This window comes from Limnohabitans sp. 2KL-27 (assembly GCF_001269345.1).
Taxonomy (GTDB): domain Bacteria; phylum Pseudomonadota; class Gammaproteobacteria; order Burkholderiales; family Burkholderiaceae_C; genus Limnohabitans_A.
This window is the reverse complement of sequence record NZ_CXOP01000002.1, coordinates 247,663-273,152: the sequence shown is the minus strand read 5'-3', so window position 1 is coordinate 273,152 and position 25,490 is coordinate 247,663. Positions and strand designations below refer to the sequence as shown.

Below are 25,490 nucleotides of genomic sequence, written 5' to 3'. Positions count from 1 at the left end.
TTTTGCGACGGAGTATTTTGACATTTGACGCTCTGATTGGACACTGCCCATGACTTACCCCAACACCCAACTCTTCATCAACGGCCAATGGTGCGATGCCGAAGGCGGCCGGACCTTGTCCGTGTTCAACCCCTCGACCGGCACCGAGATCGGCCGCTTGGCCCATGCGGGCATTCCCGACCTGGAGCGTGCCGCGCAAGCCGCTCAAAAAGGCTTTGAGTTGTGGCGTGACACCCCAGCCAACGAACGCGGCGCCATTCTGCGCAAGGCCGCCGCTTTGATGCGCGAACGCGCCCCGCAAATCGCCGAACTCCTCACGCAAGAACAAGGCAAGCCCTTGGCGGAAGCCAAGGTGGAGGCCATGATGGCCGCCGACATCATCGAGTGGTTTGCCGAAGAGGGCCGCCGCGTGTATGGCCGCATCGTGCCGCCCCGCAACATCAACGTCCAGCAGCAAGTCCTCAAGCAGCCTGTGGGCCCTGTGGCGGCCTTCACGCCCTGGAACTTCCCCATCAACCAGGCCGTACGCAAGATGTCTGCCGCGCTGGCCAGCGGTTGCTCCATCATCGTCAAGGCGCCGGAGGAAACCCCTGCCGCGCCTGCCGAATTGATCCGCGCCTTTCACGATGCAGGCGTGCCTGCTGGCGTCATTGGGCTGGTCTATGGCACACCCGCCGAGATCTCGAACTACCTCATTGCCCACCCGCTGATCCGCAAAATCACCTTCACAGGCTCCACGCCTGTGGGCAAGCAACTGGCCGCTTTGGCAGGCCAGCACATGAAGCGTGTGACCATGGAGCTGGGCGGTCACGCCCCGGTCATCTTGGCCGAAGACGCCGACATTGGCTTGGCCCTGAAGACCGCCGGTGCGGCCAAGTTCCGCAATGCGGGTCAGGTGTGCATCGCCCCCACCCGCTTTTTGGTGCACCACAAAATTGCCGATGCCTTTGCCGAGCAATATGCCGCCCAAGCGCAGGCCCTGCAGGTGGGTGACGGCCTGGCCGCAGGCACACAAATGGGGCCTCTGGCCAACGAGCGTCGCCTGGCCGCCATGCAGTCCATCGTGCAAGACGCCCGCGCCAAAGGTGCCAAGGTCCTCACCGGCGGTGAGCGGATTGGCACGCAGGGCAACTTTTTTGCGCCCACGGTGCTCTCGCATGTGCCCCTCGATGCCGATGTGGTGGTCAACGAGCCCTTTGGCCCGATCGCCGCGATCCGCAGCTTCGAGAAGATCGAAGACGCGATTGCCGAAGCCAACCGCCTGCCCTTTGGCTTGGCCGGTTACGCGTTCACCAACTCCATGAAGACTCTGCACCAACTCAGCCAGCGCCTGGAACTGGGCATGCTGTGGGTCAACCAGCCTGCTGCGCCTTGGCCCGAGCTGCCTTTTGGCGGCGTCAAGGATTCGGGCTACGGCTCCGAAGGCGGCCCCGAGGCACTGGAGGCTTACCTCAACACCAAGACGGTGTCGATCTTCAACGTCTGAAGGCGACGGCGGTGATGCGGATCCTGCTCACGGGCTTTGAACCCTTTGGCGGACAAAGCATCAACCCTTCCTGGGAAGTGGCCCGCGCCCTACAGGGCGCGGTGATCGCCGGGGCGCAGGTCACGGCGGTGCAGCTGCCTTGTGTGTTTGCGCAGGCCCTGCCCGCTTTGCAGCACGCCTTGGCGCAGCACCGCCCAGACATTGCGCTGGCGCTGGGCCAAGCCGAGGGGCGCTGCGATTTTTCGGTCGAGCGAGTGGCCATCAATGTCCAGGATGCCCGCATCCCCGACAACGCAGGCGCGCAGCCCATCGATGTGCCCGTCATCGACGGTGGCCCGGCGGCGTATTTCAGCACCTTGCCCATCAAGTCGCTGGTGGTGGGCCTGAAGGCGGCGGGTTTTCCGGCCTCGGTCTCGCACACGGCGGGCACCTTTGTCTGCAACCAGGTGTTTTATGCCTTGCAGCACACGTTGGCAGGGCTGGGGGTGCTCAGCGGCTTCATGCACTTGCCGCTCTTGCCCGAGCAAGCGGCCCATTGGCCTGGCCCGACCTTGCCCAGCTGGCCGGTTTCTGTGCAGGCGGCTGGCGTGCAGCAGGCCTTGGCCTTGTTGGTGGCGCATCGGCAGCAGGGGCTGAGCGACTTGGCCATCAGCGGCGGCACCCTGAACTGAATCGCGATGCCTGTGTCCACGGCCAGGGCTCCCGAGCTGTCTGCTGTGGGCGCTCAGGCCCCGCACCACATCCAGACGAACCGGTAAGCCGATACCTTGGTTTTGGCGTGCCAGCGCACAGACTTGGACAGCCGTTCTCAGGATGATGGGGCTCTTGCAAAACAACAGGAGCACCCATGCACAAACAAACCATTTGCCGATGCGTGATTGCCAGCATCCTCAGCGTCACAGCCGCATCTTGGGCGCAGACGTCGGTCGGCTTGGGGCGGGTTGACTACAGGGAAAACTGCGCCAGCTGCCACGGCGCTTCCGGCAAGGGCGATGGCCCGGTGCATTCGTTTTTGGTCAAGCCCCCGTCTGACTTGACCCGGGTTGCGCAGCGCCATGGCGGCAAATTTCCGCAGGAGTTGATGTGGGAGGTGATCGACGGGCGTTGGTCCGGCGATGGCGGGCCGCATGGCTCGCGCGAGATGCCGGTGTGGGGCAACGAATTCAAAGCCCGCGCCATGACCCAGCCCAGCGACTCGCCCCGCACCGCCGAGTGGTCGGCGCGCAACCGCATCGTGTCTTTGCTCATGTACTTGGAGACGATTCAGCAGCCCTGAATGCCGAGGCCGCGAACCCGGGCGCCATGCGCTGACGGGCGCGGGCGGCCACACCGGTGTCGGCAAAAGCCCAGGCCAGCGACGCGCCCATGCCTTGCAAGGCGGTGCGCACTGCGGCTTGCTCCAGCGGGCAGCGGCGTTCGCGACCCAGCATCTGCAGCGCCCAGTCCGGCAGCATCTGAAACGCGGCCCGCACGATCAGGCTCACCAAGGGCCGGTCCAGGGGCATGCATGGGTAGTGTTCGATCAGGGCAATCGTCTCTCGCGTGCGCTCGTCCACCCGCAGCTCGGGGCGAAAGGCTTGCAGCTGCGTCAAGGCCTGGTGGCGTGTCAGTGGCAAATCGTGCGCCCCCAAGCGCTGGCCGATTTGCGCCATTTCGGCAAAGTACTGGTCTTGCCTGTCTGGGGGCAAAGGCTGTAGCGACAGGTCTTGGTAGGCCCGCAAGAAACTGGTGGTCTCGCCCAGATGCACCCAGCGGATCAGTTCCGGGTCGTTGGCCACATAGGGCGTGCCGTCGGGCAGCGTGCCCCGAATGTGCGCATGGATGCGGTTGACCCGCTCCAGGGTCTGCAACGCAGCCGCCGTGCCGCCATAGGTGGTGGTGGCCACAAACAAGGCGGTGCGACCCAGCCGCGCCTGCAGTTGGGTGCGGAAACTGGAATGGTCCCACACGGCCGCCAGCGCCCGGGGGTGCAGGGCCTGCAACATGAGCGATGACAAGCCCCCGGTCATCATGGCCACAAAGTGCGCGTGCACCTGCCAGGCGGCCGAGTCGGGCCCAAACAGACCGGGGTCGCCCGCAGGCTGCAAAAAGTCTCGCGCATCGCCCGTGGCCCCGGTCATGGCACGCACGCGCTGGCCCAGCTGGGTTTTCAGGTGGGCCGACAGCTGTTCGGACAGCGGGGTCAGGACTGGGCAGTCCCCAGCACTCAGGTGGGGCAAAAAACGCGATGGCTTGAACATGGTGGGCCCGATGGAAGACAAACCGCAGTTTGGGTCAGCGCTCTGTTGGGTGCACGGCGCAGGGCAATGGCCATGAAATGCCTTGGGATTTACCTGAATAACCGGGCATACTGTGGGCCTATTTGTGGGCCGAGGCCTGTGTCTCCCGCGCCATGACCGAACATCCACGACTTATTTGGAGACCCCTATGGCTTGGCTGGACTTTTTGAAAAACGGCAACGAACTGAGTGAACTGCTCATTGAGGGCCACAACCCCTATGGTGCGCAACTGCTCAAGCAAGCCGATGTGGACCAGATGCGCGACCACATCCAGCCCGATGAGCGGGTGCTGGGCTATGTACTCGGCCGCGTGGTGTTGTCCGGCCGTGGCCTGTGGCTGCTGACCGACCGCCAGTTGCTGGTCTCAGAAAACGACAGCGGCACCCTGGTGCACCACTTGACCTTGAAAGACATCACCCAGGCCGAGTGCGTCAAAGGCAAATATGGCTACACCCTGCGGGTGACGGCTGCCGGCCAACAGCACAGCGTGTACGGCGCGTCATCCCACTTGTCAGCGGTGTTTTACCGTGCCTTGGGCCAAAAAGCGCCCTGCAGCCCGGTCTACAAACCCACGGCGCTGGACGCTGACGACGTGGCCGAAGTGGTGCACCACTTTTCGGACGCTGCACTGCGCCTGCAACCTGTGGCCATGGTCAACGCCGATGCCCGCGCCCTGATCGCCCAGCTGGCACAAGACGCCGCCAACCAAGGCTGGCTGCAGGCTGGCGAAGCGCGCCAAGTGCGCGTGGCCGAAGCCGTTCACTGACCCCAGCGCTTTTCCCAAAACCCCATCGAGCCCGCCAATCTCAAGGCTTGGTGGGCTCGATCCGTTTCAGGTCAAAACCCCGTTTTTCCAGCTTGCCCAGCAAAGCGTGGTAGGTGGCGGCAGGCAATTGGGGCGTGCGCGACAAAATCCACAAGTAGTCACGCTGGGGCTCGCTCACCACCACCCACTGGTAGTCCGGGTCCAGCTCGATGATCCAGTAATCTCCCCACACCAGCGGAATGAACGACAGCCACTCGGGTGCAAAACGCACCTTGAGCTGGGCAGAGGTCGGCCCGCCGATTTGACGGGCTGCGCCCAAGGCCTCGCTCCACTCGCCCTTGTCGGTTTTGCAGCGGTTGAGCACTTGCACTTGGCCATTGGCTTGCAGGGTGTACGTGGCCTGCGTGCTACTGGCGCATTTTTTCTGGAACCAGTTGGGGTATTTGGCGATCTCGTGCCAGGTCCCCATGTAGCGCGGCACGTCCACCGCAGGGACTGTTTGCAGCGGCGCTACTTCGGCCTGCGCCGACCCCGTGGCAGCCGCCCAGGCCAACAGGCCTGAGACCATGCAGTGTTGGGCCGAGTTGAGCAGGCGATGCGACCGGTTCGTGGCAAGGGTCATGGTGGGGGTCTCACAAAAGCAAAAAGGGGCAGCGGCCTGCTGAGCATGACACAGGCGCAGCCCCAGTCTGTCTGTTACACCACGATCGGGGTCAGTGCACCGTCCATGCTCATGCAAATGCCGGTGATGTAGCTGGCTTTGGACGAGGCCAGAAACACCACGGCGTTGGCGATTTCCTCAGGCTCGGCCATGCGGCCCAATGGGATTTTGGCCACGGCTTGAGCCATGGCTTCTTCGGTGTCGATGCCTTTGATGCGGGCATCGGCCGCCATGCCTTCTTGCAGACGGTCCGTCAAAGTCAGTCCGGGGTTCACCGCATTCACGCGGATGCCTTGTGGGCCGTAAGCGGCCGCCATGCCTGCGCTCACCAGCATCAGGGCCGCGTTGGCCGCGCCGCCGGGCAGGTGGATCGGGCTGGCCACTTTGCCGCCGTTGCCCACCACGTTCACCACCGTGCCTTGGCCACGCTGGGCCATGCGTTGGATGGTGGGCGTGAGCATGTGGATGGTGGTGAAATATTTGGCCTGCATGGCATCGGCAAAGGCCTCGGGCGTGAGCTCGGGCGCGGGCGTGCGCTTGGCTGCGCCCGCCGAGTTCACCAAAACATCGACCGGGCCGAAGGCCGCCTCTGCCGAATTCAGCGCCGTCAGGGCATCGCCTGCATCGCGCAAATTGGCGGACACGGTGTGGATGCGATCGGCTGCAAAATGGGCCTGCAGCTTTTGCAGCGCATTTTTCAGATTGGCCGTGTCACGCGACACCAGCGTCACTTTGGCCCCTTCCTCCAAAAAGGCTTGGGCGCAGGCCAGGCCAATGCCTTTGCTGCCGCCGGTGATCAAAACGTGCTTGTCGCTTAAGTGCAGATTCATGGGATGCTCTTCTGATGAAATAACCAAGTTGAATTTCGTGATTTGAACACTCTTCATCCATTTTTGCCGCATGACTACAAAAACCTCTGCGCTGCGTGCGCGTTTGAACCAGCCCGGCCTCGTGGTCGCCCCTGGTGTGTTTGACATGGTGTCGCTGCGTCTGGCCGACAACTTTGGCTTTGATGCGCTGTACATGACCGGCTACGGCACCGTGGCCTCGCACATGGGCCTGCCCGATGCGGGTTTGGCCACCTACAGCGACATGGTCGGGCGCGTGACGGCCATGGCGGGCATGGCCCGCACGCCCTTGATTGCCGATGCCGACACCGGCTACGGCGGCTTGCTCAACATGCGCCACACCATCCGGGGCTACGAGGCGGCGGGCGCTTGCGCCATCCAGCTCGAAGACCAGGAGTTCCCCAAGAAGTGCGGCCACACGCCGGGTCGCCGCGTGATCCCCATGGCCGACATGGTGCGCAAAATCCAGGTGGCGGTGGATTCGCGCGACTCCAAAGATTTCCTCATCATCGCCCGCACCGATGCCCGCACCACGCTGGGCTTGGATGAAGCGCTGCGCCGGGCCGAGGCCTATGCCAAGGCCGGTGCCGACATCCTGTTTGTCGAGTCACCCGAGACCGAAGAAGAGATGCGCCGCATCGGCCAAAGCTTGGATCTGCCGCTGGTGGCCAACATGGTCGAGAAAGGCCGCACCCCGGTGCTGACGCGCCCCGAGCTGGAAGCGCTGGGTTACAAGATCGCCATCTTCCCCGTGACCGCCTTGCTGGCCGGGGTGCAGGCCATGGCGCAGGTTTACCAGCAGTTCAAGGACACCGGCTCATCGGCCAAGGGCGCCACGCCTTTGTACGACTTTGCCGACCTGACAAAGCTCATGGGTTTTGAAGACGTGTGGGCTTTTGAAAAGCGCTACGCCGAGACCGATTGATTCCCTCTAAAACCTTCCGGAGACCCACATGACCAAGACCACGACAACACCCCGCCGCCAATGGCTGAAAACTGTTCTGAATGCCGCCAAGGGCACAGGCCTCATCGCCGCTGCCTGCGGGGGACTGGCCTTGAGCGCGAGCACGGCGCAAGCGCAATCGGCCTACCCCGCCAAACCCATTCGTCTGGTGGTGCCCTTTGCCACCGGCGGCGTGACCGACACCAGCGGCCGCCTGATCGCCGAGCAGCTGTCCAAGCGCCTGGGCCAACAGGTGATCGTGGACAACAAGCCGGGCGCTTCGGGCAACATCGGCACGCAAATGGTGGCCGCGGCCGAGCCCGATGGCTACACCTTGCTGTTGGGCTTTGACGGCACGCTGGTGATCAACCCGCACGTCTTTACCAAGGTGGGCTTTGACACCGCCAAAGACTTTGCCCCGATCGGCAAGATCGGCGATGCCATCCTGATTTTGGTGTCGCACCCCGGCGTGCCCGCCAAGTCGCTGCAGCAAGTGATCGCCTTGTCCAAAACCCAATCGGGCGGCCTGTCGTATGGCACCTCCGGCACGGGCGGCACGCCGCACATCGCGGGTGAATTGCTCAAGCAGCGCACGGGCGCCAACCTGACGCACATTCCCTACAAAGGCGGTGGCCAGGCCATGATCGATGTGATGGGCGGCACCATCCCGCTGGTCTACACCGCTGTGGCGGGCGCGATCCAGCACGTCAAGTCGGGCAAATTGCATGCGGTGGCGGTGTCCAGTGCACAGCGCGCACCGTCCATGCCCGATGTGCCCACTTTCATCGAATCGGGCGTGACCGATTTCGACATCAACTCCTGGGTGGGCTTGCTGGCCCCGGCCAAAACGCCTCGGGCCATTGTGGACAAGCTCAACACCGAGCTGAACGCGGTGCTCAATGACCCTGCCGTGCGCGAGCGCTTGAACACCTTGGGCATCACCGCCAGCCCCGGCGGCCCGGAGAAGTTTGGCCGCGACATGGCGCGTGACCTGTCGCGCTACGCGGCGGTGGTCAAGTCGGCCAACATCAAGGCCGAGTGATTCAAGGCCGCAGCCCTTTGACCAGGGGCTGTGCCAGCCGCTCGCCTTCTTGCACCCAAAAGGCCGGGTCTGCGCTGCGGATGCGGGTGATGGCGTTGCCCATGTGCGTGGCGGCGGCTTGTCTGGCCGCAGCGGCATCACCGGCTTTGACGGCTTGCAAGATGGCCTGGTGCTCGGTTTGCACTTCGGCCGCAAAGTCCATGCGCCGGGCCTCGTTGGCGCGGGTCACTTGAGTGGCCCCATGCAAAAACTGGCCCAAGTACTCCAGCGTCTGGATCAGGAAAGGGTTGCACGTGGCGTCGGCAATGGCCCGGTGAAACTTGACGTCTTCGGCCACACCATCGCCGCCCGACTGGACAGCCGCATCAAGGGCCTGGACGGCTTGCTCGATCTTGCGAATATCGCGTGCGTTGCGCCGTTCGGCCGCCAACGCGGCCACCTCGGCTTCCAGTGCGCGGCGCACCTCCACCATTTGGATCACCGCCTCTTGCGAGGCGGCATGCCGGGCCTCGAAGTTGAGCGGTGCAAAGGGCAATTGGGGGTTCACAAACACCCCGCTGCCTTGGCGTGAGTCGACCAGGCCCAAGGACTTGAGCCGAGACACCGCTTCGCGCACCACGGTGCGGCTCACTTCAAACTGCTCGACCAAGCGTGCCTCGGTGGGTAGTTTGTCGCCGGGCAAAAGACGGCCTTGTTTGATTTCGTTGGCCAGTTGCTCGGCCACCTGGTCAGACAGGCGAGCGCCGCTGGACACGGGGGTGAAATGCTGGATCATGAAGTTGTCATACAAAAGACGATTCTGAAGCATAGCCTGAGATCGTTTTTCATGCTGTCAACCTGGTGCGGGGCCGCAAGCCAAGCCCAAATGGGGACAACGCGATGCAGCAGTAAAACACGATGATGAAATGACTTCCACCTTGTTTGAGGCGAGGGCCCTGCATCCGGTGCTGGGCAATGCCCATCGCCTGCCTTGGGACTCGCTCAGTTGGTGGGGTGTGTCCTTACCGCACCAACGAGCACAAAGGTGGATGTGGCCTGCGCCCTGCCTGCCTGGAAATAGGACTACCGCAACACATCAAACAAGTTGTTATAACTATCAGTCCAGGCCTTGATCTTAGGCAATGTCTCAATGGGCATGAAGTCTTGTGTATTTTTTAATGCGGCAATTAATTTTTTGTTATGGGTCACCACCACAAAATCCGTGGGATAAAGATCAGACTCTGAGGGTCTATTGGCAATTAAGATCGCTTCCATCCCTTCTTGGTCTGCAATCAATTTGACCATAGGGGCCAAATTGATCAAGCGATTGGTGACGTTATAAACAATTGCGCCGTCACTTTTGATTTGTTTTTTATAGACTTGCAAAGCCTCAACAGTCATCAGATGCATCGGAATGGAGTCAGAAGAGAACGCATCCACGCTGAGCATATGGAACTCATTGGATTGTTCTCTTTCCAGGCTCAAGCGCCCATCACCCACCACGTAATCGATTTTGGATTTGGAAGAGGGTAAATACCAAAAGTACTTTTTGGCAATATCAATGACCGCGGGCACCAACTCGTATATGCGAAAACTATCAGCTTGACGGCCATAAGAGGTCAAAATTCCGATACCCAAACCCAGAACGCCGACCCGAACAGAGGGCTCTTCTTGTTGGTAAAAATCAATTGTTCGAGCGATGCCAGTGCCTGGGCCAAAATAGCTGACAGGTTTAGAGCGCAGTGGCTCGTAGGTGTGTTCCCAACCATGGCTAATGACCCCGTGGTACAAGTCACGCACAGACTCAGGCGTCATGTTTTTATCAGATTCTGAAACACGTAAAGTGCCGTAAAAATCTCTGTGCTGCAAAAGCGTTTCTTCGCTTGTTTGTGACTCTTGCCATAAAAACCAACTCATCGCACAAGTTAAAGCGATGGCGCAACTGATCAACGTTGAATTGAGCTTGGACTGGATCGCACCAGAAGGCGCTTTCCACATCACAAAGCTCGCTAAAAGACCGCATGAAATAAGCGCCAAAGGCAGTTCTGCGAAAGAATTAAAAACCAATGGCGCCAGTAACCCAACCATGAGGCCGCCCGCAGCACCGCCGATTGACATGCACAGATAAAATTGAGTGATGTATTGAGTTGCTGGCCGAAGTGAAGCCAACTCACCATGACAAAACATGCAACCCACAAATAATAAAATACAAAATAATGGCAATGCAATATAAATGTTCATGGTAGAGGCAAAGCCTTCATACATGCCATAGGTTGTAATAATTAGTAAAGCAAACAACAAGGGTATAAAAACCAATCTTGAGTACCAACCACTTTTACCTCTTGAGCTGCCCACGTCAAATACCAAAATAAAAGTCACCAAGTACAGTACCAAAGGAACTATCCATAAAAAAGGAACAGACGCAATATTTTGTGTGATGTGATTGGTAAATGACAAGAGCAATACTGATCCGAGAGTGGCCAGTAAAATCCAAAGCATGTAATCCTGTTTGGCAGGCGCATCGCCAACAGGGCCTATTTGAGTTTCAGTTGATTTTTGTAATTGACTGACCACGCCTTGTCGAACAGAGTGCCAAGCAGATACAACAATCAGCAAAGCATAGACCGCATAAACACCACTCCATAACCATGCTTGGCTTTGCAAATCAATGTGCGGTTCAATCAGTGGAGGGTATGCAAGTAACGAGATGAGTGAAGCAAAGTTGGACAAGGCAAACAGCCTGTATACCTTGGCCTGTGGATAGCAACGCGCAAACCAAGCCTGCACCAGTGGCCCTGTTGTGGAAAGCAGCAAATACGGCAAACCGACTGTTACCGTTAAAAGTAACAAAATTCTTGTTCCAGGCTCTGTGTCAGCGGTTGGCTTCCATTCGTTACTTGCAATGATGGGCAAACAAATTAAAGAAAAAATAACCACTGTTGAGTGGAAAATAGCTTGAGTTCGGTTGGTCAGTTTGCGCACAACAAAATCAGCATACCAATAACCCAAAAGCAAAATCATCTGGAAGAAAACCATGCAAGTTGTCCATACGGCCGACGAGCCTCCAAACCAAGGAAGAATTTGTTTGGCAATAATGGGCTGCACCATGAATAATAGAAATGCACTTGTGAAGATGGTGGCCGAAAAGTAAAACATGGACTTGGCTTTTTAGAGATGAGGATGATCTTTTGAGGAAATAATTCGCGCATTTGAGTTGGATGCCAGCAGAATCCGTGGCGACCCTACGATTGCGAACCATGTAATCGATCGTTGACGAATTGGTGTCAGATACAGGCTGCCCATTTGATAAATCTAAGCGGAAAAAAAGACTCCAGCAAATGAGCTGGAGTCTTTTTTGGGCCTTAATTTTGATTGTTAATCATCAAAATAATTTAGAAATAAGCAAGTTCTTTCAAATCCATCAGCAGTCTTTGAATCATCGATTGCGAGCTGTAGCTTTCTTGAACCACATCTTTGTTCCGAAGACGCTTGTACAAGCTGTTGTCTTTTCTGAGGCCATTGAGAACTTCATCCATCACGGTTTGGTTGGACTGAAGATCAATGAACTCTTGAACCTCGCTGGCCAATTTATGGCCATTGATCGTTCCAGTTGGATTTTTGGCAAGATGGATTGAGTCTTTGTCATCGACCAATCTGCGAACTGTGACCAGCGTTAATATTTGACGGTTAAAGTCTATTTTGACACTCTTCGAGAACAGATTTTGTATGATTGGAATATCCATTAATATTGGAAAACCAGTATTCACATTGTCTTTCTCACGTTCAATCATGCCATTCAAAACATAAGTTTGACCGAACTTCACGCGGGCGCTGGCATTGACGGCATTCCTTGATTGAACCAATGCGATATTTACACCTTCTGATGGCTCAATGAAAGAACGGCTGGATCGGATGGAGAGCAACACATTGTCATCATCCACGAACGTCGGGGTGATGGACAAGCTTGTACCCACTGATTTGTCAGATAATGAAAAGCCAGTATTGACCGTGCCGCTTGCAATTGAAACAGTGCGACCGCTGAAAAACACAGAAGGTAAGCGGTCTACAGCTGAAAGACTTGGGCGCGCAATCACTTCATTTTTTGCAAACAGTGAATTGGCAATATTCAAAGAGTACATCAACGATGCTGCACTTGTGGTGATCGTGTCGTCATTGCCAATGACCCTGCGTTTATCGGCATCCAAAAATGTGTCTTTCACCATTTTCAGGCCGTCCAACAGGTTGATACCTTGCATGCGTGTCATGGATTCTTCGGTTCGAATCATGGTCACTTCAATCATGGCCATCGGAGGCTTTTCACCGGCACATGGCTTTGGCAAAGTCAGCGTTGTGGCGTTTTCTTCTGTCACTGGCAGCTGAAGCTGCGGTAAACCGTCTTTTTGCAAAGACAAGCCCGGATTTGGATCGCAACGCCACCACAGTTGATGCGCTCCAGCAACACTTTCTTTCGACTCTTCAGCGGCGCCCTCTTTGGCTTCTTCCTTGGATTTGCCACCGGTATCGGCTTGTGCGATTTGAATGCCGCTGTTGGCTGGAGCGCTCCAGCTGGTGTTCATCGTCAACAGTTTATCAACGCGATTGTTGACGTAGTCAACATCGCTGGTTGCACCCTTTTCATTGGCAAGCTGCGCATATTGCTTGGCGTAAGCCTTGGCTTTTTCAGGGCTTTGTGCCAACGCGGCTTGGATGGCTTTCAGTCTTAAAAATTCTGGGCTTTTTGTGCCCAGTGCTTCTAATTTAACAGTGGCCCAATAAGATGACTTCATGTCTCCCGCCAAGATTGAAGACTGGGCCATCCCCATCAATGCGCGTGTTGACTTGGAATTGCCGGCGTAAGCTTCAGAAAATACTTTTTGTGCCAAATCATATTTTTTAGCTGAAATATAAAGCTGTCCCAATTGAAGCTGTGCAGGTTCTAAATTTTCATCCAGTGAAAGTGCAGTGTTAAAACCAGTCACTGCCAAGTCAAAGCTGGCTTCATCACCTGCTTCATACATCATTTGGTAGGTCAAACCATTCAGGAAATGGAGTCCAGCATTTCTGATATCAAGTTTCAAGGCAACACTGAAAACGGAATGGGCTTTTTGCAGATCACCTTTTTGTAAATAGTCGGTTCCGCTCTGCATGAGCTGCTGGGCATTGGTGGGGTCAGATTTTTTGGCGAAACTGGGTTTGATGTAATCAGCGGGTTTGAGCGGTGAGGAATTGAATGAATTCTTTGGGTTATCCATGGTCGAGCAAGCGCTGATCGACATGACGATCAATGCCAATGGCAGCAATCTGTAGGGAACTTTCATGACAAAACCTTTTTGTTGATGTGGACTGTGAAAAAATCCAAAAGGTTTTTAACACCCCAAAGAGTGTGATTGCTCACGATTACTCACAAGAACTCACTTCCCATGAACCGTGCCCTCAAACAATGCGGCAATTAAATACTATAAAATAGTTAATAACCATCAGGCAAAATTTATTTATTTTATCTATTGATATTAATGAATTTTTAAAATGAATCATATGATGCTCATGTCACATTGTTTTTGTTGTGTACAAATTTTCATATTCATAAATTTTTTGGCTGCTCCACGTTCTGAGTCGTCACGGTCTTGGGATTGAATCCATAAATAGTGGTTATTATTTTTTTTAACTAAAAAAGGATGTGCCCAAGCTCCAGTTGCGGATGGGGAAGACCGAGCGAGACTGCTGGCTTGGCAACACTCGGTGTGTCAACGGCACGGATACACCCGATGGGGTCGATGGCCAAAATATGATGGGCGGCTCACCGAGTCACCACAGCGGTGGGCTGCAAGATTGAATGCACATTCAATAATTGAAATGGCTTGTCCAACGTGAAAAGTCTCCATGGAGAGGCATTTCAAAATTACGGATAGGTAAATTGATTCAACTATAGTAAATTACCACCTGTCGCACCGAACGGTGCTTTTCTCATGGCCGGAGACCACGCATGGGTGCCTACATCAACCCGATCTATCCCTACAAGTCGCCAGCCGACTTGATGTCCACACCGCCGCAGCGCAAACCGCTGATCGTCATTGGCGCAGGACCGGTGGGCCTGGCTGCCGCCATCGATGCCCGCTTGCAGGGTTTGGACGTGTTGGTGCTGGACGACGACAAAACCGTCTCGATCGGCTCGCGGGCGGTTTGTTACGCCAAGCGCTCACTCGAAATCCTGGACCGTTTGGGCATTGCCGAACAAGCCTGCGACATGGGCGTGAGCTGGAACATCGGCCGCACCTTTTTAGAAGAAGACGAGGTCTACCAGTTCAACCTGGTGCCCGACGCGGGGCACAAGCGCCCCGGCATGATCAACCTGCAGCAGTACCACATCGAGGAAATGCTGATTGCACGCGCGCTTGAATTGGGTGCCGACATCCGCTGGCAGCACAAGGTCACGGCGGTCCGCCCGCACGATGACCACGCCACACTGACCGTGGAGACGCCCGAAGGCAGCTTTGACATCGAAGCCGACTGGCTGGTGGTGGCCGATGGCGCACGCAGCCCGGTGCGCCGCCACCTGGGGCTGGACATCGAGGGCCGGGTGTTCCAGGACCGCTTTTTGATCGCCGACGTGATCATGAAAGCCGACTACCCCGCCGAGCGCTGGTTCTGGTTTGACCCGCCCTTTCACCCCAACCAGAGCGTGCTCTTGCACAAGCAAAGCAACAACGTCTGGCGCATTGATTTTCAGCTCGGCTGGGATGCCGACCCGGAAGAAGAAAAGAAGCCCGAAAAAGTCATCCCCCGCCTGCAAGCCATGCTGGGCGACGAGCGCCCGTTTGAGCTGGAGTGGGTGAGCATCTACACCTTCCAGTGCCGGCGCATGACCGACTTTCGCCATGGCCGCGTGCTGTTTGTGGGCGATGCGGCGCACCAGGTCTCGCCCTTTGGCGCACGCGGGGCCAACTCGGGCTTTCAGGACGCGGACGATCTGATGTGGAAGCTGGGCTTGGTCATCCAAGGCCAAGCCAGCGAGAAACTGCTCGACACCTACGCGCACGACCGCCAGTTTGCGGCCGACGAAAACATCATGAACTCGACCCGCTCCACCGATTTCATCACGCCCAAGAGCCGCACCAGCAAGACTTTTCGCAACCAGGTGCTGGCGCTGGCCAAGCATTACCCCTTTGCCCGCAAGCTCGTGAACTCGGGCCGCTTGTCCATGCCGTCCTTTCTGACGGAATCGGTGCTCAACACCCCCGATGCCGAGCCCTTTGAAGGCCAGATGGTGCCCGGTGCGCCGATGGACGACGCGCCGGTGCACGTGAGCGGACAAGACGCGTGGTTGCTCGACCAAGTGGGCCAAGGTTTTCAGGTTTTGCTCTTCGTTGGCGCAGTGCCCTCGCCCGAGGTCCTGGCGCAACTTGCGTTCTGTGGGGGGGCGCCTCTGCGCGCGGATGCGCCCATCCAAGTGACCCCCCTCATCGTCACCCCCAGTGCTTTGAACATCCCCGGCTTCAAAGTGATCGTCGACACCCAAGGCCTGGTGGCCAAGCGCTACGACGCCCGCCCAGGCACCACTTACTTGCTGCGCCCCGACCAGCACGTGGTGGCCCGCTGGCGCCAGCTGGACGCCAAGGCCGTGCAGACCGCACTGGCCCGCGCCATCGGAAGCCACATCGGCCCAGCCTGAACCGCAGCAAGGACTGAGATGAACACCGCCCTCAAAACAGACCCCAACTTCCACGAAACAGGCCGCCGCTTCTTCCGCGACTTCTCCCCCGGCGACGAGTTTTATGAACACCTGATCGAAGCCCACAACGGCTTGAGTGACGAGCAAAGCGAGGCCCTCAACGCCCGATTGATCCTGCTGCTGGCCAACCACATTGGAGAATTGAAGGTGTTGCGCGAGGCGCTGGACAAGGCGCGCGACAGCACTTGAGGAAGACGGCTAAAGACGGATTTGCCGTGCTTGCTGTCAGCCACACAACCTGTCGGTTGCTCAGTCCGTTTGCCCAGCGGACATCGATACCCGGTCAAGCCGGGTGTGACAGAAGGCGGTCATCGTGTCCGGTTTGACCGCATGAGCGCTTGCGCCAGCAAAGCCGCCAAGCCCACCACATTGCTCGGATGCGCCACGCTGTCCGTGCTCCAAAACTCGCCCACGCCGGCCTGATGGATGCGCGGCAGTGCATCGCCCGCCAGCAGGGCGTGCGTCACGGCCACGTCCACGCTGGCCGCACCTGCGGCCAATGCCAAGGCGGCGGCAGTGGCCAGGGTGTGGCCGCTGCTGGCCACGTCGTCCAGCAGCACCACCGCTTGGCCGCGCAGGTCGCACTTGGGCAGCGTCATGCTCACGGCGCGGTCGCCGTGGCGGACTTTTCGGCACACCGCGTGGGGCAGGCCGTGAGCGGCGGCGGCTTGGTTGATCCACTGCGCGGATTCGCTGTCGGGCCCGAGCAAGAACGCGCCTGGGCGGTGCTTTGCAATCCAGTTGCCCAGCAGCGGTGCCGCGCTCAGCGTGATGGTCTGGTGGGCGGGCACGGCCTCGGCCAGCGTGGCCACCCGGTGCAGGTGCGGGTCCACGGTGATGACGGCGTCAAACAAATTGGCCAGCCAAGAGCCCACAATGCGCTGGCTCACGGCTTGGCCGGGGGCAAATGCCATGTCTTGCCGCATGTAAGCCAGATAGGGCGCGACCAGGCTGAGGTGCTTGGCGCCCAGTTGGCGGGCGGTGGGCGCGGCCAGAAGCAGCGCGGTCAGTTTCTCGTTAGGCTGGTGCAAGCTGCGCATCAGCACCACACGCGGGGGCAAGTGCGCGGGCAGGGTCAGCTGGATTTCGCCATCGGGAAAGCGGTGCTGCACGATCTGCTGTGGCAGCAGGCCCGAGGCTTCGCCCAGACGCAAAGCGGCTGGCGCTTCGTCTTCAAAATACAGCAAGGCACCCGGCGCGGTCATCGGGGTGCTGCCTTCAAAACTCGACAAACACATGCGGCACATCGCTGGCCTGGCCCATCGTGTAGCCGCTGGCTTTGCGGCACAGCTGGGCCGCAAATTCCAGGTCGCTCGGGTACGCGGCATGCACGCGGTACAGCGCCTCGCCTTGCGCGACGCTGTCGCCCAGTTTGCGCAGCAGATCCACCCCGGCGCTTCGCACTTTGGGGGCACCGGCCATGCGGGCCACACGGGCGATCTGAAGGTTGTCGATGCCGGTCACCACGCCGCCACTGGGGGCGCACACCTCCAGCGTGAGTGCCCCCAGTGGCGGATGGTTGTGGTCAAAGGGGTGTGCCCCTTGGGCGGCGATGATGGCCTGCATGCGGCTGAGCGCTCGGCCGGAGTCGAGGATGTCGCGCGCGATGGCAAAACCGTCGCCGCCGCGCACATCGGGGTCGGCTTCAATCAGACGGCCAGCCAATCGCAGCGATTTTTGCCGCAGGTCATTGGGCGCACGCGGGTCGTTTTCGAGCACGCGCATCACGTCACGGGCTTCGAGCATCGGGCCCACACCCTGACCCACAGGTTGGCGGCCATCGGTGATGACCACTTCGAGCGACAGGTGCATGCGCGTGGCCACGTATTCAAACAGCCGGCGCAGGCGCTGCGCATCGGGCATGGAGCGCACCTTGGCGGTGGGGCCAATCGGGATGTCGAGCACCAGGTGGGTGGAGCCTGCCGCGATTTTTTTGGACAGGATGGAGGCCACCATTTGCGCGGGCGAGTCCAGCGACAGTGGGCGCTCGACCGCGATCAGAACGTCGTCGGCCGGCGACAAATCGGCGGTGCTGCCCCAGGCCAGACAGCCCCGGTAAGTGCGCACGATCTCGGAGAGTTTTTCAAAGGGCAGCTCCACATCGGCCAACACTTCCATGGTGTCGGCCGTGCCCGCCGGTGAGGTGATGGCGCGTGACGAAGTCTTGGGGCACAAGATGCCATAAGCCGCCAAGATGGGCATGACCAGCATCGAAGTCCGGTTGCCGGGGATGCCGCCAATGCAGTGTTTGTCGACCACCAGCGGTTCGCGCCAATCCAGTCGGCGCCCGGCCTTGACCATGGCTTCGGTCAAAAAGTAGACCTCCTCGCGGTCCATCTCGCCCCGGTTGGTGGCCACGACAAATGCGGTGAGTTCGATCTTGGAGTAATGGTGTTTGGCAATGTCCTCCACGATGGCGTGGAAGTCGTCCTGGTTCAGGCGTTCGCCGTCGATTTTGCGAAACAGGGCCTCCATCGATGCAGGCGGCTCGGCTTGGGAGACCGAGGCCGTGTGCCCATCGGGCACGCCCAAATGGCGAAACGCGTCTTCAGACAGACCGACTTCGGTGCAGGCCACGATGCTGTCGTCGTCGACCACATTGAGGGTGGCCAACACCTGCCGCCCGTTGGCGCGCACTTCGATCTTGGACAGCGCCTGAAAACCCTCGGCCCGGTAAACCGCACAGTTGCGGTTGAGATAAGCCACGTTTTCGCGGTAGGTGTCGATGGCCACGCGGCGCAGCGACAGGGGCGATGTCCGCTCAGTTGTGCCTGCAAGAGGGGCTGTAGGAAGTGGGCTGTCCATGCGTCTGAGGCTACACCCCAAACACCCTTGAGGCGTATCGGCCTGCGCGCAAGCCTTGCTGTCGCTCAAGGTTTGTGCAGAAAGTCAGAAGGTCACCCAGCTGGCCACTGTGCGCACTTGTTGTTCAGCGCCTGCGCAAGAAAAATTGGGCTATGGCCCCTGTGAGGGCAAAGCCCAGCATCATCCAACCCAAGTTCACCGCGCCTTCGTGCGGCACCAAGCCCACCAAGTAGCCGCCGAAGGCTCCGGTGAGTTGCTGCATCAGGCCTGCCACCGCAGCGGCCGAGCCTGCCAGCGCGGGCAATACACCCACGGTGCCCGCCAGCGCAGGCGGGTTCAGCAGGCCATGACCGAAACCCAAAAGTAACAAGGGCAGGGCCACGGCCAGCGCTGTCTGCACGCCCCCCAAGCCCAGCGCCAGCATCACCACCAACCCACCCAGCGTGAGCGCCTGGCCCCAAGCCATGACGCGCGATTCGCCCGCCTGCGCAATCAGCCGCGATGTCATGAAGTTGCCCAGGATGTAGGACACAGGTACGGCCATGATGAACCAGCCAATGCCGTCCGGGCCGATGCCGTAGCCCTTGAGCACGATGGGTGCGCCAGCCAAGAAAGCGTAAAACGTGGCGGTGGTGGCCGCCAGGATGGCGACGTAGAGCAAAAAGCGCGGCTCGCGCAGCAAGCGGGCGTAAGCGCTGAGCATGGCCCTCAGCCAGTGGCCATGAGCGGGCGGAGGTTTGGCCACACGCGGCAGTCCCAGCCACGCCGCCACCAAGAGCAGCAAGGCCAACACGGCCAACACCACAAAGTTGGTTTGCCAACCCAAGCGCACATGGATCTGCCCACCGATCAGCGTGGCCAGCGGCGGGCACATGCCCATCGCCATGCCAATGTAGGCCATGACGCGTGTGCGTTGTGGTCCGGCAAACAGGTCTTGCACCATAGAGCGGCTGACCACCATGCTGGCGGCGCAACCTGCACCTTGCAACACACGGGCGGCGATCAGTGTGGTGATGTCGGTGGCCAGCGCGGCCATCACCGAAGCCAATCCCGCCACCACCAAGCCCAGCATCAGGATGGGCTTGCGCCCGAGACGGTCGGACAGCGGGCCGTACACCAGCTGCAAGGCGCCGTAGGCGACCACATAGCCGCTGAAGGTCAGCTGCACATCGGCCTGGCTGGTGGTGAAGATGCTGCCCCACTCCTGCATGGAGGGCAGGCACAGGGTCATGGCCAAGAGACCGAATGAAATTTGCGCCAGCACGTTCGCGATCAGCCAGGGGCTGTGGGCGGCCGGGGCGGTGGCGCCTGGCGCAGTGACCATGTCAGCTGCGCTGCAATTTGTAGACCGCCGTGCCCGCCATCAGGTTGGGCCACAGGCGCACTTCTTGGCCCTGCTGCAGGCCAAAGGCGTCCATGACGCGCAACTGGTTTTTACGCGCCAAGTCGCCAAAGTCGGCATAGGTGCCCACGCGGATGTTGGGCGTGTCGTACCACTGGTAAGGCAGGCGCTTGGTCACCGGCATGCGGCCTTGCAGCACGCTCAGGCGGTTGAACCAATGCGCAAAGTTGGGGAAGGCCACGATGCCGATTTTCCCCACCCGCACCGTCTCGCGCAGCATGGTCTCGGCGTTGCGCAGGTGTTGCAGGGTGTCGATTTGCAGCACCACGTCAAACGATTGGTCGGCAAACAGGTTCAGGCCTTCGTCCAGGTTCAGCTGGATCACGTTCACGCCGCGTTGCACACAGGCGTGCACATTGGCGTCGTCCAGCTCCACGCCGTAGCCAGTACAACCCTTATGTTGCTGCAGATAGGCCAGCAGGGACCCGTCGCCACAGCCCAAATCCAGCACGCGGGCGCCTTGCGGCACCAGGCGGGCGATGGCTTGCATGATCAGGGGGTCGCTCATGCGGCACCTCCTTCGTTCAAAGACTTCGCCATGTTGTCAAAGTAAGAGCGCACCACGTTCATGTAGCGGGCGTCGTCGAGCAAAAAGGCGTCGTGCCCGTGCGGCGCGTCGATCTCGGCATAGCTCACGTCGCGGCGGTTGTCGAGCAATGCCTTGACCATCTCGCGGCTGCGGGCAGGCGAGAAGCGCCAGTCGGTGCTGAAGCTGACCAGCAAGAACTTGCAAGTGGCACGGGCCAGCGCTTTGGACAGATCGCCGCCAAAGGCGCGGGCCGGGTCAAAGTAATCGAGCGCCCGGGTGATCAACAAATAGGTGTTGGCGTCAAAGTACTCGCTGAACTTGTCGCCTTGGTAACGCAGGTAGCTCTCGATCTGGAACTCCACGTCTTGGGTGGAGTATTTGTAGCCGGTGGCGTTGTGCGTCACGGCTTCGCGCAGCTCGCGGCCAAATTTTTCGTTCATCACGTCGTCGCTCAGGTAGGTGATGTGCCCAATCATGCGGGCGATGCGCAGGCCGCGCTTGGGCACCACGCCTTGCGCGACAAAGTGCCCGTCATGGAAATCCGGATCGGTCACGATGGCGCGGCGGGCCACTTCGTTGAAAGCGATGTTTTCGGCGTTCAGGTTGGGGGCGCTGGCCACCACCACCGCGTGCTTCACGCGCTCGGGGTATTGCAGCGTCCAAGAAAGTGCCTGCATGCCGCCCAGACTCCCGCCCATCACAGCGGCCAGTTGATTGATACCCAGCGCGTCGAGCAAGCGGGCTTGGGCATTGACCCAGTCCTCCACGGTGACCACCGGGAAGTCGGCCCCGTATACGCGGCCCGTGTCGGGGTTCACATGCATGGGGCCCGTCGAGCCAAAGCACGAACCCAGGTTGTTCACGCCGATCACGAAAAAGCGGTCGGTGTCCAGCGACTTGCCAGGGCCGATCATGTTGTCCCACCAGCCCACATTTTTGGGCTGGTCGGCGTACACGCCCGCCACGTGGTGCGAGGCGTTGAGCGCGTGGCAGATCAGCACGGCATTGGATTTGTCGGCGTTGAGCGTGCCGTAGGTTTCGTAGCTCAGCGAATAGCCGCGGATGGACGCACCGCTTTGCAAAGGCAAAGGGGCTTCAAACAGCATGCTTTGGGATTCGGCGATCAACATCGAGGGTGTTCAGGTGTGCAAAAAACAAAACCCGGCTTCGCAGTCAGCTGGGCCGGGCTTCAGTGAGTTGAAACACACGCCATTTAGCTGAATTTCGAAACCATCACGGTTCCGGCGCCCGCAATCGGGTTCAAATCGGCGCTTGGGGCAAGTATAAGGGCGAAGCCGGGGCCCATTTCAGGAGCACGCATGTCAGATCTTTATGGCTCGGACGCCTACAGTCCCGTCGAAATCGCCCGCCGCATCGAGGCCGTGGGTGAGACCAAGGCCCGCATGGCCATGCTGCCACTGGCTTTGCTGGGCGTGCTCGCTGGCGCGTTCATTGGCCTTGGGGCCATGCTGTTTGTGCTGGTCAAATCCGACCCCACTTTGGGTTTTGCGGCCAGTTCGGTGCTGGGCGGCCTGGTCTTTGCCATGGGCTTGCTCATGGTCGTGGTGGCCGGGGCCGAGTTGTTCACCGGCAACAACCTGATCGTCATGGCCTGGGCCGATGGCCGGGTCAGCACGGCGCAGGTGCTGCGCAACTGGGCCATCGTGTGCCTGGCCAATTTTGTGGGCGCGGCCGGTCTGGCGCTGCTGGTGTTTGCCAGCGGCCACGCAAGCCTCAACGGCGGCGCGATAGGCCTCAAGGTGGTGCAGATCGCCGTGGCCAAGCAGGAGCTGCCCTTTGTCACGGCCTTGTTGCGTGGCGTGCTGTGCAACGTGCTGGTGTGCATGGCCGTGTGGATGGCCATGGCCGGGCGCAGCGTGACCGACAAGGCGGTGGCTGTGATGCTGCCGGTGATGGCCTTTGTGGCAGCTGGCTTTGAGCACAGCATTGCCAACATGTACCTGATGCCTTTGGCCATGTTGTTGCAACAGGCAGGGTTGGCGGGCTACCCCGCCATCACCTGGAGCGGCATGCTGGGCAATTTGCTGCCCGTGATTTTGGGGAATGTGTTGGGCGGCGCTGTGCTGGTAGCCGGGGTGTACCACGTCATTTACAAGCGCCAGCCGCCGACTTGAAAACCATGGCGCACAGGGGTGCGCTCACGTACCCGAGTGCTTGACCGCTGTATTTAAGCGCCCCAACCCGTCAAGGCAATCACACCCAGCACGGCGAAGATGCCCGCTGAAATGATGTGCACCAGGCGCAGCGGCACACGTTTGGTGATGGCGTCGCCCAGCCACACCACGGGGGCGTTGGCCAGCATCATGCCCAGCGTGGTGCCCGCGACCACCATGAACCAGGCGTTGTATTGCGCGGCCAGCATCACGGTGGCGATCTGCGTCTTATCGCCCATCTCGGCCAGAAAGAAAGCCACCACAGTGGTGACAAAAACGCCCATGCGCGGTGCGCTGTCGCCTTCTTCGTCGTCCAGTTGGTCGGGGATCAGCATCCACGCCGCCATGGCAATGAAGGATGCGCCCAGCACCCAGCGCAGCACATCGGGCCCCATGACGCTGGTGACCCAGCTGCCCACGGCCCCGGCCAGACCATGGTTGGCCAGCGTGGCCACCAAAATGCCCAGCACGATGGGCCAGGGTTTGCGAAAACGGGCGGCCAACACGAGTGACAAAAGCTGGGTTTTGTCACCCATTTCGGCCAGGGCCACGATGCCGGTAGAGACGAGGAATGCTTCCATGGGGGAATGCGGGCGTAGCCCTGAACACCGATTCAAATCAAGGAGCGCATCTTACGTGAGGGCCCCGTGCACCGGTTTGGGGGGATGAGGCAGAGCCCCTCACGGGTGAGTCAGTTTGGGTGCGTTTCTTGCTTTGCTTTGGTGCGCGAGGGTGGATCGCCCCCGAAATGCACCAAATCAATTCAAAAATCCTCAAAGGACGATCGTGGAAGCACTAAAACAGGGCGCAGATGCGCTTTTTATTTTGTTGGGCGGCATCATGGTGTTGGCCATGCACGCCGGTTTTGCTTTTTTGGAACTGGGCACAGTCCGCAAAAAGAACCAAGTCAATGCGCTGGTGAAAATCTTGGTGGATTTCTCAGTGTCGACCGTGGTTTATTTTGTGGTGGGCTACAGCGTGGCTTACGGCACCACCTTCTTTGTGGGCGCCGAGCAGTTGGCCGCCAAGAACGGCTATGACCTGGTCAAGTTCTTCTTTTTGCTGACCTTTGCCGCCGCCATTCCCGCCATCGTGTCGGGCGGCATTGCCGAGCGGGCCAAGTTCTGGCCGCAGTTGATCGCCACAGCGGTGATCGTGGGCTTTGTCTACCCTTTCTTTGAGGGCATTGCCTGGAACCAGCATTTTGGCGTGCAAGCCTGGATCAAGGCCGCCACGGGCGATGAGTTCCATGACTTTGCAGGCTCGGTGGTGGTGCATGCCATGGGCGGTTGGATCGCTTTGCCTGCTATTGTGTTGCTCGGTGCGCGTTACAACCGCTATCGCAAGGACGGTGTGGTGTCGGCGCATCCGCCGTCGAGCATCCCCTTCTTGGCCCTGGGTTCTTGGATTCTGATCGTGGGCTGGTTTGGCTTCAATGTCATGAGCGCCCAAACGCTGGACAAGATATCGGGCCTGGTGGCGGTCAACTCCCTGATGGCCATGGTGGGCGGCACCTTGGCGGCCTTGGTCTTGGGCAAGAACGACCCCGGCTTCGTGCACAACGGCCCCTTGGCCGGTTTGGTGGCGGTGTGCGCAGGCTCCGATTTGATGCACCCTTTTGGTGCCTTGGTCACCGGCGCGGTGGCGGGGGCCCTGTTTGTGGTGATGTTCACCCTGACCCAGAACAAGTGGAAGATCGACGATGTGTTGGGCGTGTGGCCCTTGCATGGCATCTGTGGCGCCTGGGGCGGGATTGCCGCTGGCATTTTTGGGGCGACCGGTCTGGGTGGTTTGGGGGGTGTCAACCTGACGGCGCAATGCATCGGCACTGCGCTGGGCGTGGCTTGGGCTTTGTTGGGTGGGGTGGTGGTCTATGCGGTCTTGAAGTTCACTTTGGGACTGAAACTCAGCCCGGAAGAAGAATACGACGGCGCTGATTTGAGCGTCCACAAAATCAGCGCCACACCGGACCGCGAGGTGAGTTGGTAAAACAACAGATGTGTACGGGAGACCACATTCGGCGGGCCTTCGGGGGATAACCCCTTGCAATTTTTTTTGTTTTATCACTCATAATTGCCGGACTTCACTGTCTGAAGCAGCGAAGTCATGTTTGCGGTGACCAGATCAGTTTCGCTTTCCTTCCGATGTTTTCAGGTTTGTTGAATGCGTTTTCGGAGCTCCATCGCTTTTATCTCTGTGTTTTGAGGAGTCCCTTTCATGGGCAACAAACTTTACGTCGGCAACCTGCCTTACTCGGTTCGCGACGGCGATCTGGAACAAGCCTTCGGTGAATTCGGTGCTGTGACCAGCGCCAAAGTCATGATGGAACGTGACACTGGCCGCTCCAAAGGCTTCGGCTTTGTGGAAATGGGCAGCGATGACGAAGCACAAGCGGCGATCAACGGCATGAACGGTCAGCCTTTGGGCGGCCGCAACGTGGTGGTGAATGAAGCCCGTCCCATGGAAGCCCGTCCTCCCCGCACTGGCGGTGGTGGTTTCGGTGGCGGTGGCGGCGGCGGTTACGGCGGTGGTCGCCGTGAAGGCGGTGGCGGTGGCGGTGGCTACGGCGGCGGTCGCGAAGGTGGCGGCGGTGGTTTTGGTGGCGGCCGTGAAGGCGGTGGCGGCGGCTACGGCGGCGGTCGTCGCGAAGGCGGCGGCGGCTACGGTGGTGGCGAAGGTGGCGGCGGTGGTTTCCGCAGCCCCTACGGCGCCGGCCCACGTGGTGGTGGCGGTCGCCGCGAAGGCGGTGGCGGCGGCTACGGCGGCGGTTACTGATTCACGCACCCGGCCTGTTCACGGACAGGCCCTTGAATCCTGACTAAGCCCTGCAATGCAGGGCTTTGTCGT

General features: G+C 59.4%; 23 protein-coding genes. 11 read left to right on the top strand and 12 right to left on the bottom strand.

Going from position 1 to position 25,490, the window contains the following annotated elements:
• Positions 1–49: 49 nt before the first annotated feature.
• The 3 genes from LHAB_RS03915 to LHAB_RS03905 all read left to right on the top strand — a co-directional run bounded on the left by LHAB_RS03915 (position 50) and on the right by LHAB_RS03905 (position 2,762).
• Positions 50–1,486 (top strand): NAD-dependent succinate-semialdehyde dehydrogenase, encoded by a 1,437-nt coding sequence (locus LHAB_RS03915; protein ID WP_090044072.1) that lies wholly within the window; start codon positions 50–52, stop codon positions 1,484–1,486.
• Between the two features lie 14 nt (positions 1,487–1,500).
• The gene (gene pcp, locus LHAB_RS03910) at positions 1,501–2,157 is read left to right on the top strand and encodes a pyroglutamyl-peptidase I (protein ID WP_090044071.1); all 657 of its coding nucleotides are present in this window, start codon (positions 1,501–1,503) and stop codon (positions 2,155–2,157) included.
• Between the two features lie 176 nt (positions 2,158–2,333).
• Positions 2,334–2,762, top strand: coding sequence for a c-type cytochrome (locus tag LHAB_RS03905; protein WP_090044070.1), 429 nt, complete (start codon positions 2,334–2,336; stop codon positions 2,760–2,762).
• Here the strand turns inward: LHAB_RS03905 and LHAB_RS03900 are convergent.
• Positions 2,731–3,726, bottom strand: coding sequence for an oxygenase MpaB family protein (locus tag LHAB_RS03900; protein WP_090044069.1), 996 nt, complete (start codon positions 3,724–3,726; stop codon positions 2,731–2,733). The genes LHAB_RS03905 and LHAB_RS03900 overlap by 32 nt on opposite strands.
• A 187-nt stretch (positions 3,727–3,913) precedes the next feature.
• Here LHAB_RS03900 and LHAB_RS03895 point away from each other — a divergent pair, with 187 nt between their 5' ends.
• Positions 3,914–4,531 carry a hypothetical protein gene (locus LHAB_RS03895; protein ID WP_090044068.1) on the top strand — a complete coding sequence of 206 codons (618 nt, stop codon included), beginning with the start codon at positions 3,914–3,916 and terminating at the stop codon, positions 4,529–4,531.
• Positions 4,532–4,571: 40 nt separating this feature from the next.
• Here the strand turns inward: LHAB_RS03895 and LHAB_RS03890 are convergent, their stop codons facing one another.
• Together LHAB_RS03890 and LHAB_RS03885 are read right to left on the bottom strand one after the other, a co-directional pair.
• Complete coding sequence (locus LHAB_RS03890) at positions 4,572–5,099, bottom strand: lipocalin family protein (RefSeq protein ID WP_090047634.1); 528 nt, start codon at positions 5,097–5,099, stop codon at positions 4,572–4,574.
• Between the two features lie 128 nt (positions 5,100–5,227).
• Positions 5,228–6,022 (bottom strand): SDR family oxidoreductase, encoded by a 795-nt coding sequence (locus tag LHAB_RS03885; protein ID WP_090044067.1) that lies wholly within the window; start codon positions 6,020–6,022, stop codon positions 5,228–5,230.
• Between the two features lie 70 nt (positions 6,023–6,092).
• On the opposite strand from LHAB_RS03885, the gene LHAB_RS03880 reads away from it, so the two are divergent.
• Positions 6,093–6,965: an isocitrate lyase/PEP mutase family protein gene (locus LHAB_RS03880; RefSeq protein WP_090044066.1), complete on the top strand. Its 873-nt coding sequence runs from the start codon at positions 6,093–6,095 to the stop codon at positions 6,963–6,965.
• A 28-nt stretch (positions 6,966–6,993) separates the two neighbouring features.
• Complete coding sequence (locus tag LHAB_RS03875; protein ID WP_090044065.1) at positions 6,994–8,025, top strand: Bug family tripartite tricarboxylate transporter substrate binding protein; 1,032 nt, start codon at positions 6,994–6,996, stop codon at positions 8,023–8,025.
• Between the two features lies 1 nt (position 8,026).
• Here LHAB_RS03875 and LHAB_RS03870 read toward each other — a convergent pair whose 3' ends face one another.
• The 3 genes from LHAB_RS03870 to LHAB_RS03860 form a co-directional block, all read right to left on the bottom strand.
• On the bottom strand, positions 8,027–8,800 hold the full coding sequence (locus tag LHAB_RS03870; protein WP_090044064.1) for a FadR/GntR family transcriptional regulator: 774 nt from the start codon (positions 8,798–8,800) through the stop codon (positions 8,027–8,029).
• A gap of 287 nt (positions 8,801–9,087) precedes the next feature.
• The gene (locus LHAB_RS14610) at positions 9,088–11,160 is read right to left on the bottom strand and encodes a fused MFS/spermidine synthase (RefSeq protein ID WP_194943084.1); all 2,073 of its coding nucleotides are present in this window, start codon (positions 11,158–11,160) and stop codon (positions 9,088–9,090) included.
• 236 nt (positions 11,161–11,396) lie between these two features.
• Complete coding sequence (locus LHAB_RS03860) at positions 11,397–13,322, bottom strand: hypothetical protein (protein WP_090044062.1); 1,926 nt, start codon at positions 13,320–13,322, stop codon at positions 11,397–11,399.
• A gap of 665 nt (positions 13,323–13,987) precedes the next feature.
• Between LHAB_RS03860 and LHAB_RS03855 the strand changes: the two genes are divergently transcribed.
• A complete protein-coding gene (locus LHAB_RS03855) occupies positions 13,988–15,673 on the top strand; it encodes an FAD-dependent oxidoreductase (protein ID WP_090044061.1) in 1,686 nt (561 codons plus the stop codon).
• A gap of 18 nt (positions 15,674–15,691) precedes the next feature.
• On the top strand, positions 15,692–15,922 hold the full coding sequence (locus LHAB_RS03850; RefSeq protein ID WP_090044060.1) for a DUF2783 domain-containing protein: 231 nt from the start codon (positions 15,692–15,694) through the stop codon (positions 15,920–15,922).
• A 119-nt stretch (positions 15,923–16,041) separates the two neighbouring features.
• Here LHAB_RS03850 and LHAB_RS03845 read toward each other — a convergent pair whose 3' ends face one another.
• The 5 genes from LHAB_RS03845 to LHAB_RS03825 form a co-directional block, all read right to left on the bottom strand.
• Positions 16,042–16,938, bottom strand: coding sequence for a ribose-phosphate diphosphokinase (locus LHAB_RS03845; protein WP_090044059.1), 897 nt, complete (start codon positions 16,936–16,938; stop codon positions 16,042–16,044).
• A 13-nt stretch (positions 16,939–16,951) separates the two neighbouring features.
• Complete coding sequence (locus LHAB_RS03840; protein ID WP_194943083.1) at positions 16,952–18,538, bottom strand: thymidine phosphorylase family protein; 1,587 nt, start codon at positions 18,536–18,538, stop codon at positions 16,952–16,954.
• A gap of 124 nt (positions 18,539–18,662) precedes the next feature.
• Positions 18,663–19,862: a Bcr/CflA family efflux MFS transporter gene (locus LHAB_RS03835; RefSeq protein WP_090044058.1), complete on the bottom strand. Its 1,200-nt coding sequence runs from the start codon at positions 19,860–19,862 to the stop codon at positions 18,663–18,665.
• Between the two features lies 1 nt (position 19,863).
• Positions 19,864–20,448 carry a methionine biosynthesis protein MetW gene (metW, locus tag LHAB_RS03830; protein WP_090044057.1) on the bottom strand — a complete coding sequence of 195 codons (585 nt, stop codon included), beginning with the start codon at positions 20,446–20,448 and terminating at the stop codon, positions 19,864–19,866.
• Entirely contained in the window at positions 20,445–21,599 is a 1,155-nt protein-coding gene (locus LHAB_RS03825) for a homoserine O-succinyltransferase MetX (protein ID WP_090044056.1), read from the bottom strand. The genes metW and LHAB_RS03825 overlap by 4 nt, the downstream gene beginning before the upstream one ends.
• A 189-nt stretch (positions 21,600–21,788) precedes the next feature.
• On the opposite strand from LHAB_RS03825, the gene LHAB_RS03820 reads away from it, so the two are divergent.
• Positions 21,789–22,604, top strand: coding sequence for a formate/nitrite transporter family protein (locus LHAB_RS03820; protein WP_090044055.1), 816 nt, complete (start codon positions 21,789–21,791; stop codon positions 22,602–22,604).
• Between the two features lie 53 nt (positions 22,605–22,657).
• On the opposite strand, the gene LHAB_RS03815 is transcribed toward LHAB_RS03820, so the two are convergent.
• Positions 22,658–23,224, bottom strand: coding sequence for a TMEM165/GDT1 family protein (locus tag LHAB_RS03815; protein ID WP_090044054.1), 567 nt, complete (start codon positions 23,222–23,224; stop codon positions 22,658–22,660).
• 205 nt (positions 23,225–23,429) lie between these two features.
• Between LHAB_RS03815 and LHAB_RS03810 the strand changes: the two genes are divergently transcribed.
• Both LHAB_RS03810 and LHAB_RS03805 read left to right on the top strand, forming a co-directional pair.
• Positions 23,430–24,632 carry an ammonium transporter gene (locus tag LHAB_RS03810; protein WP_090044053.1) on the top strand — a complete coding sequence of 401 codons (1,203 nt, stop codon included), beginning with the start codon at positions 23,430–23,432 and terminating at the stop codon, positions 24,630–24,632.
• A 228-nt stretch (positions 24,633–24,860) separates the two neighbouring features.
• On the top strand, positions 24,861–25,418 hold the full coding sequence (locus LHAB_RS03805) for an RNA recognition motif domain-containing protein (RefSeq protein ID WP_090044052.1): 558 nt from the start codon (positions 24,861–24,863) through the stop codon (positions 25,416–25,418).
• The last annotated feature ends 72 nt before the right edge of the window (positions 25,419–25,490 follow it).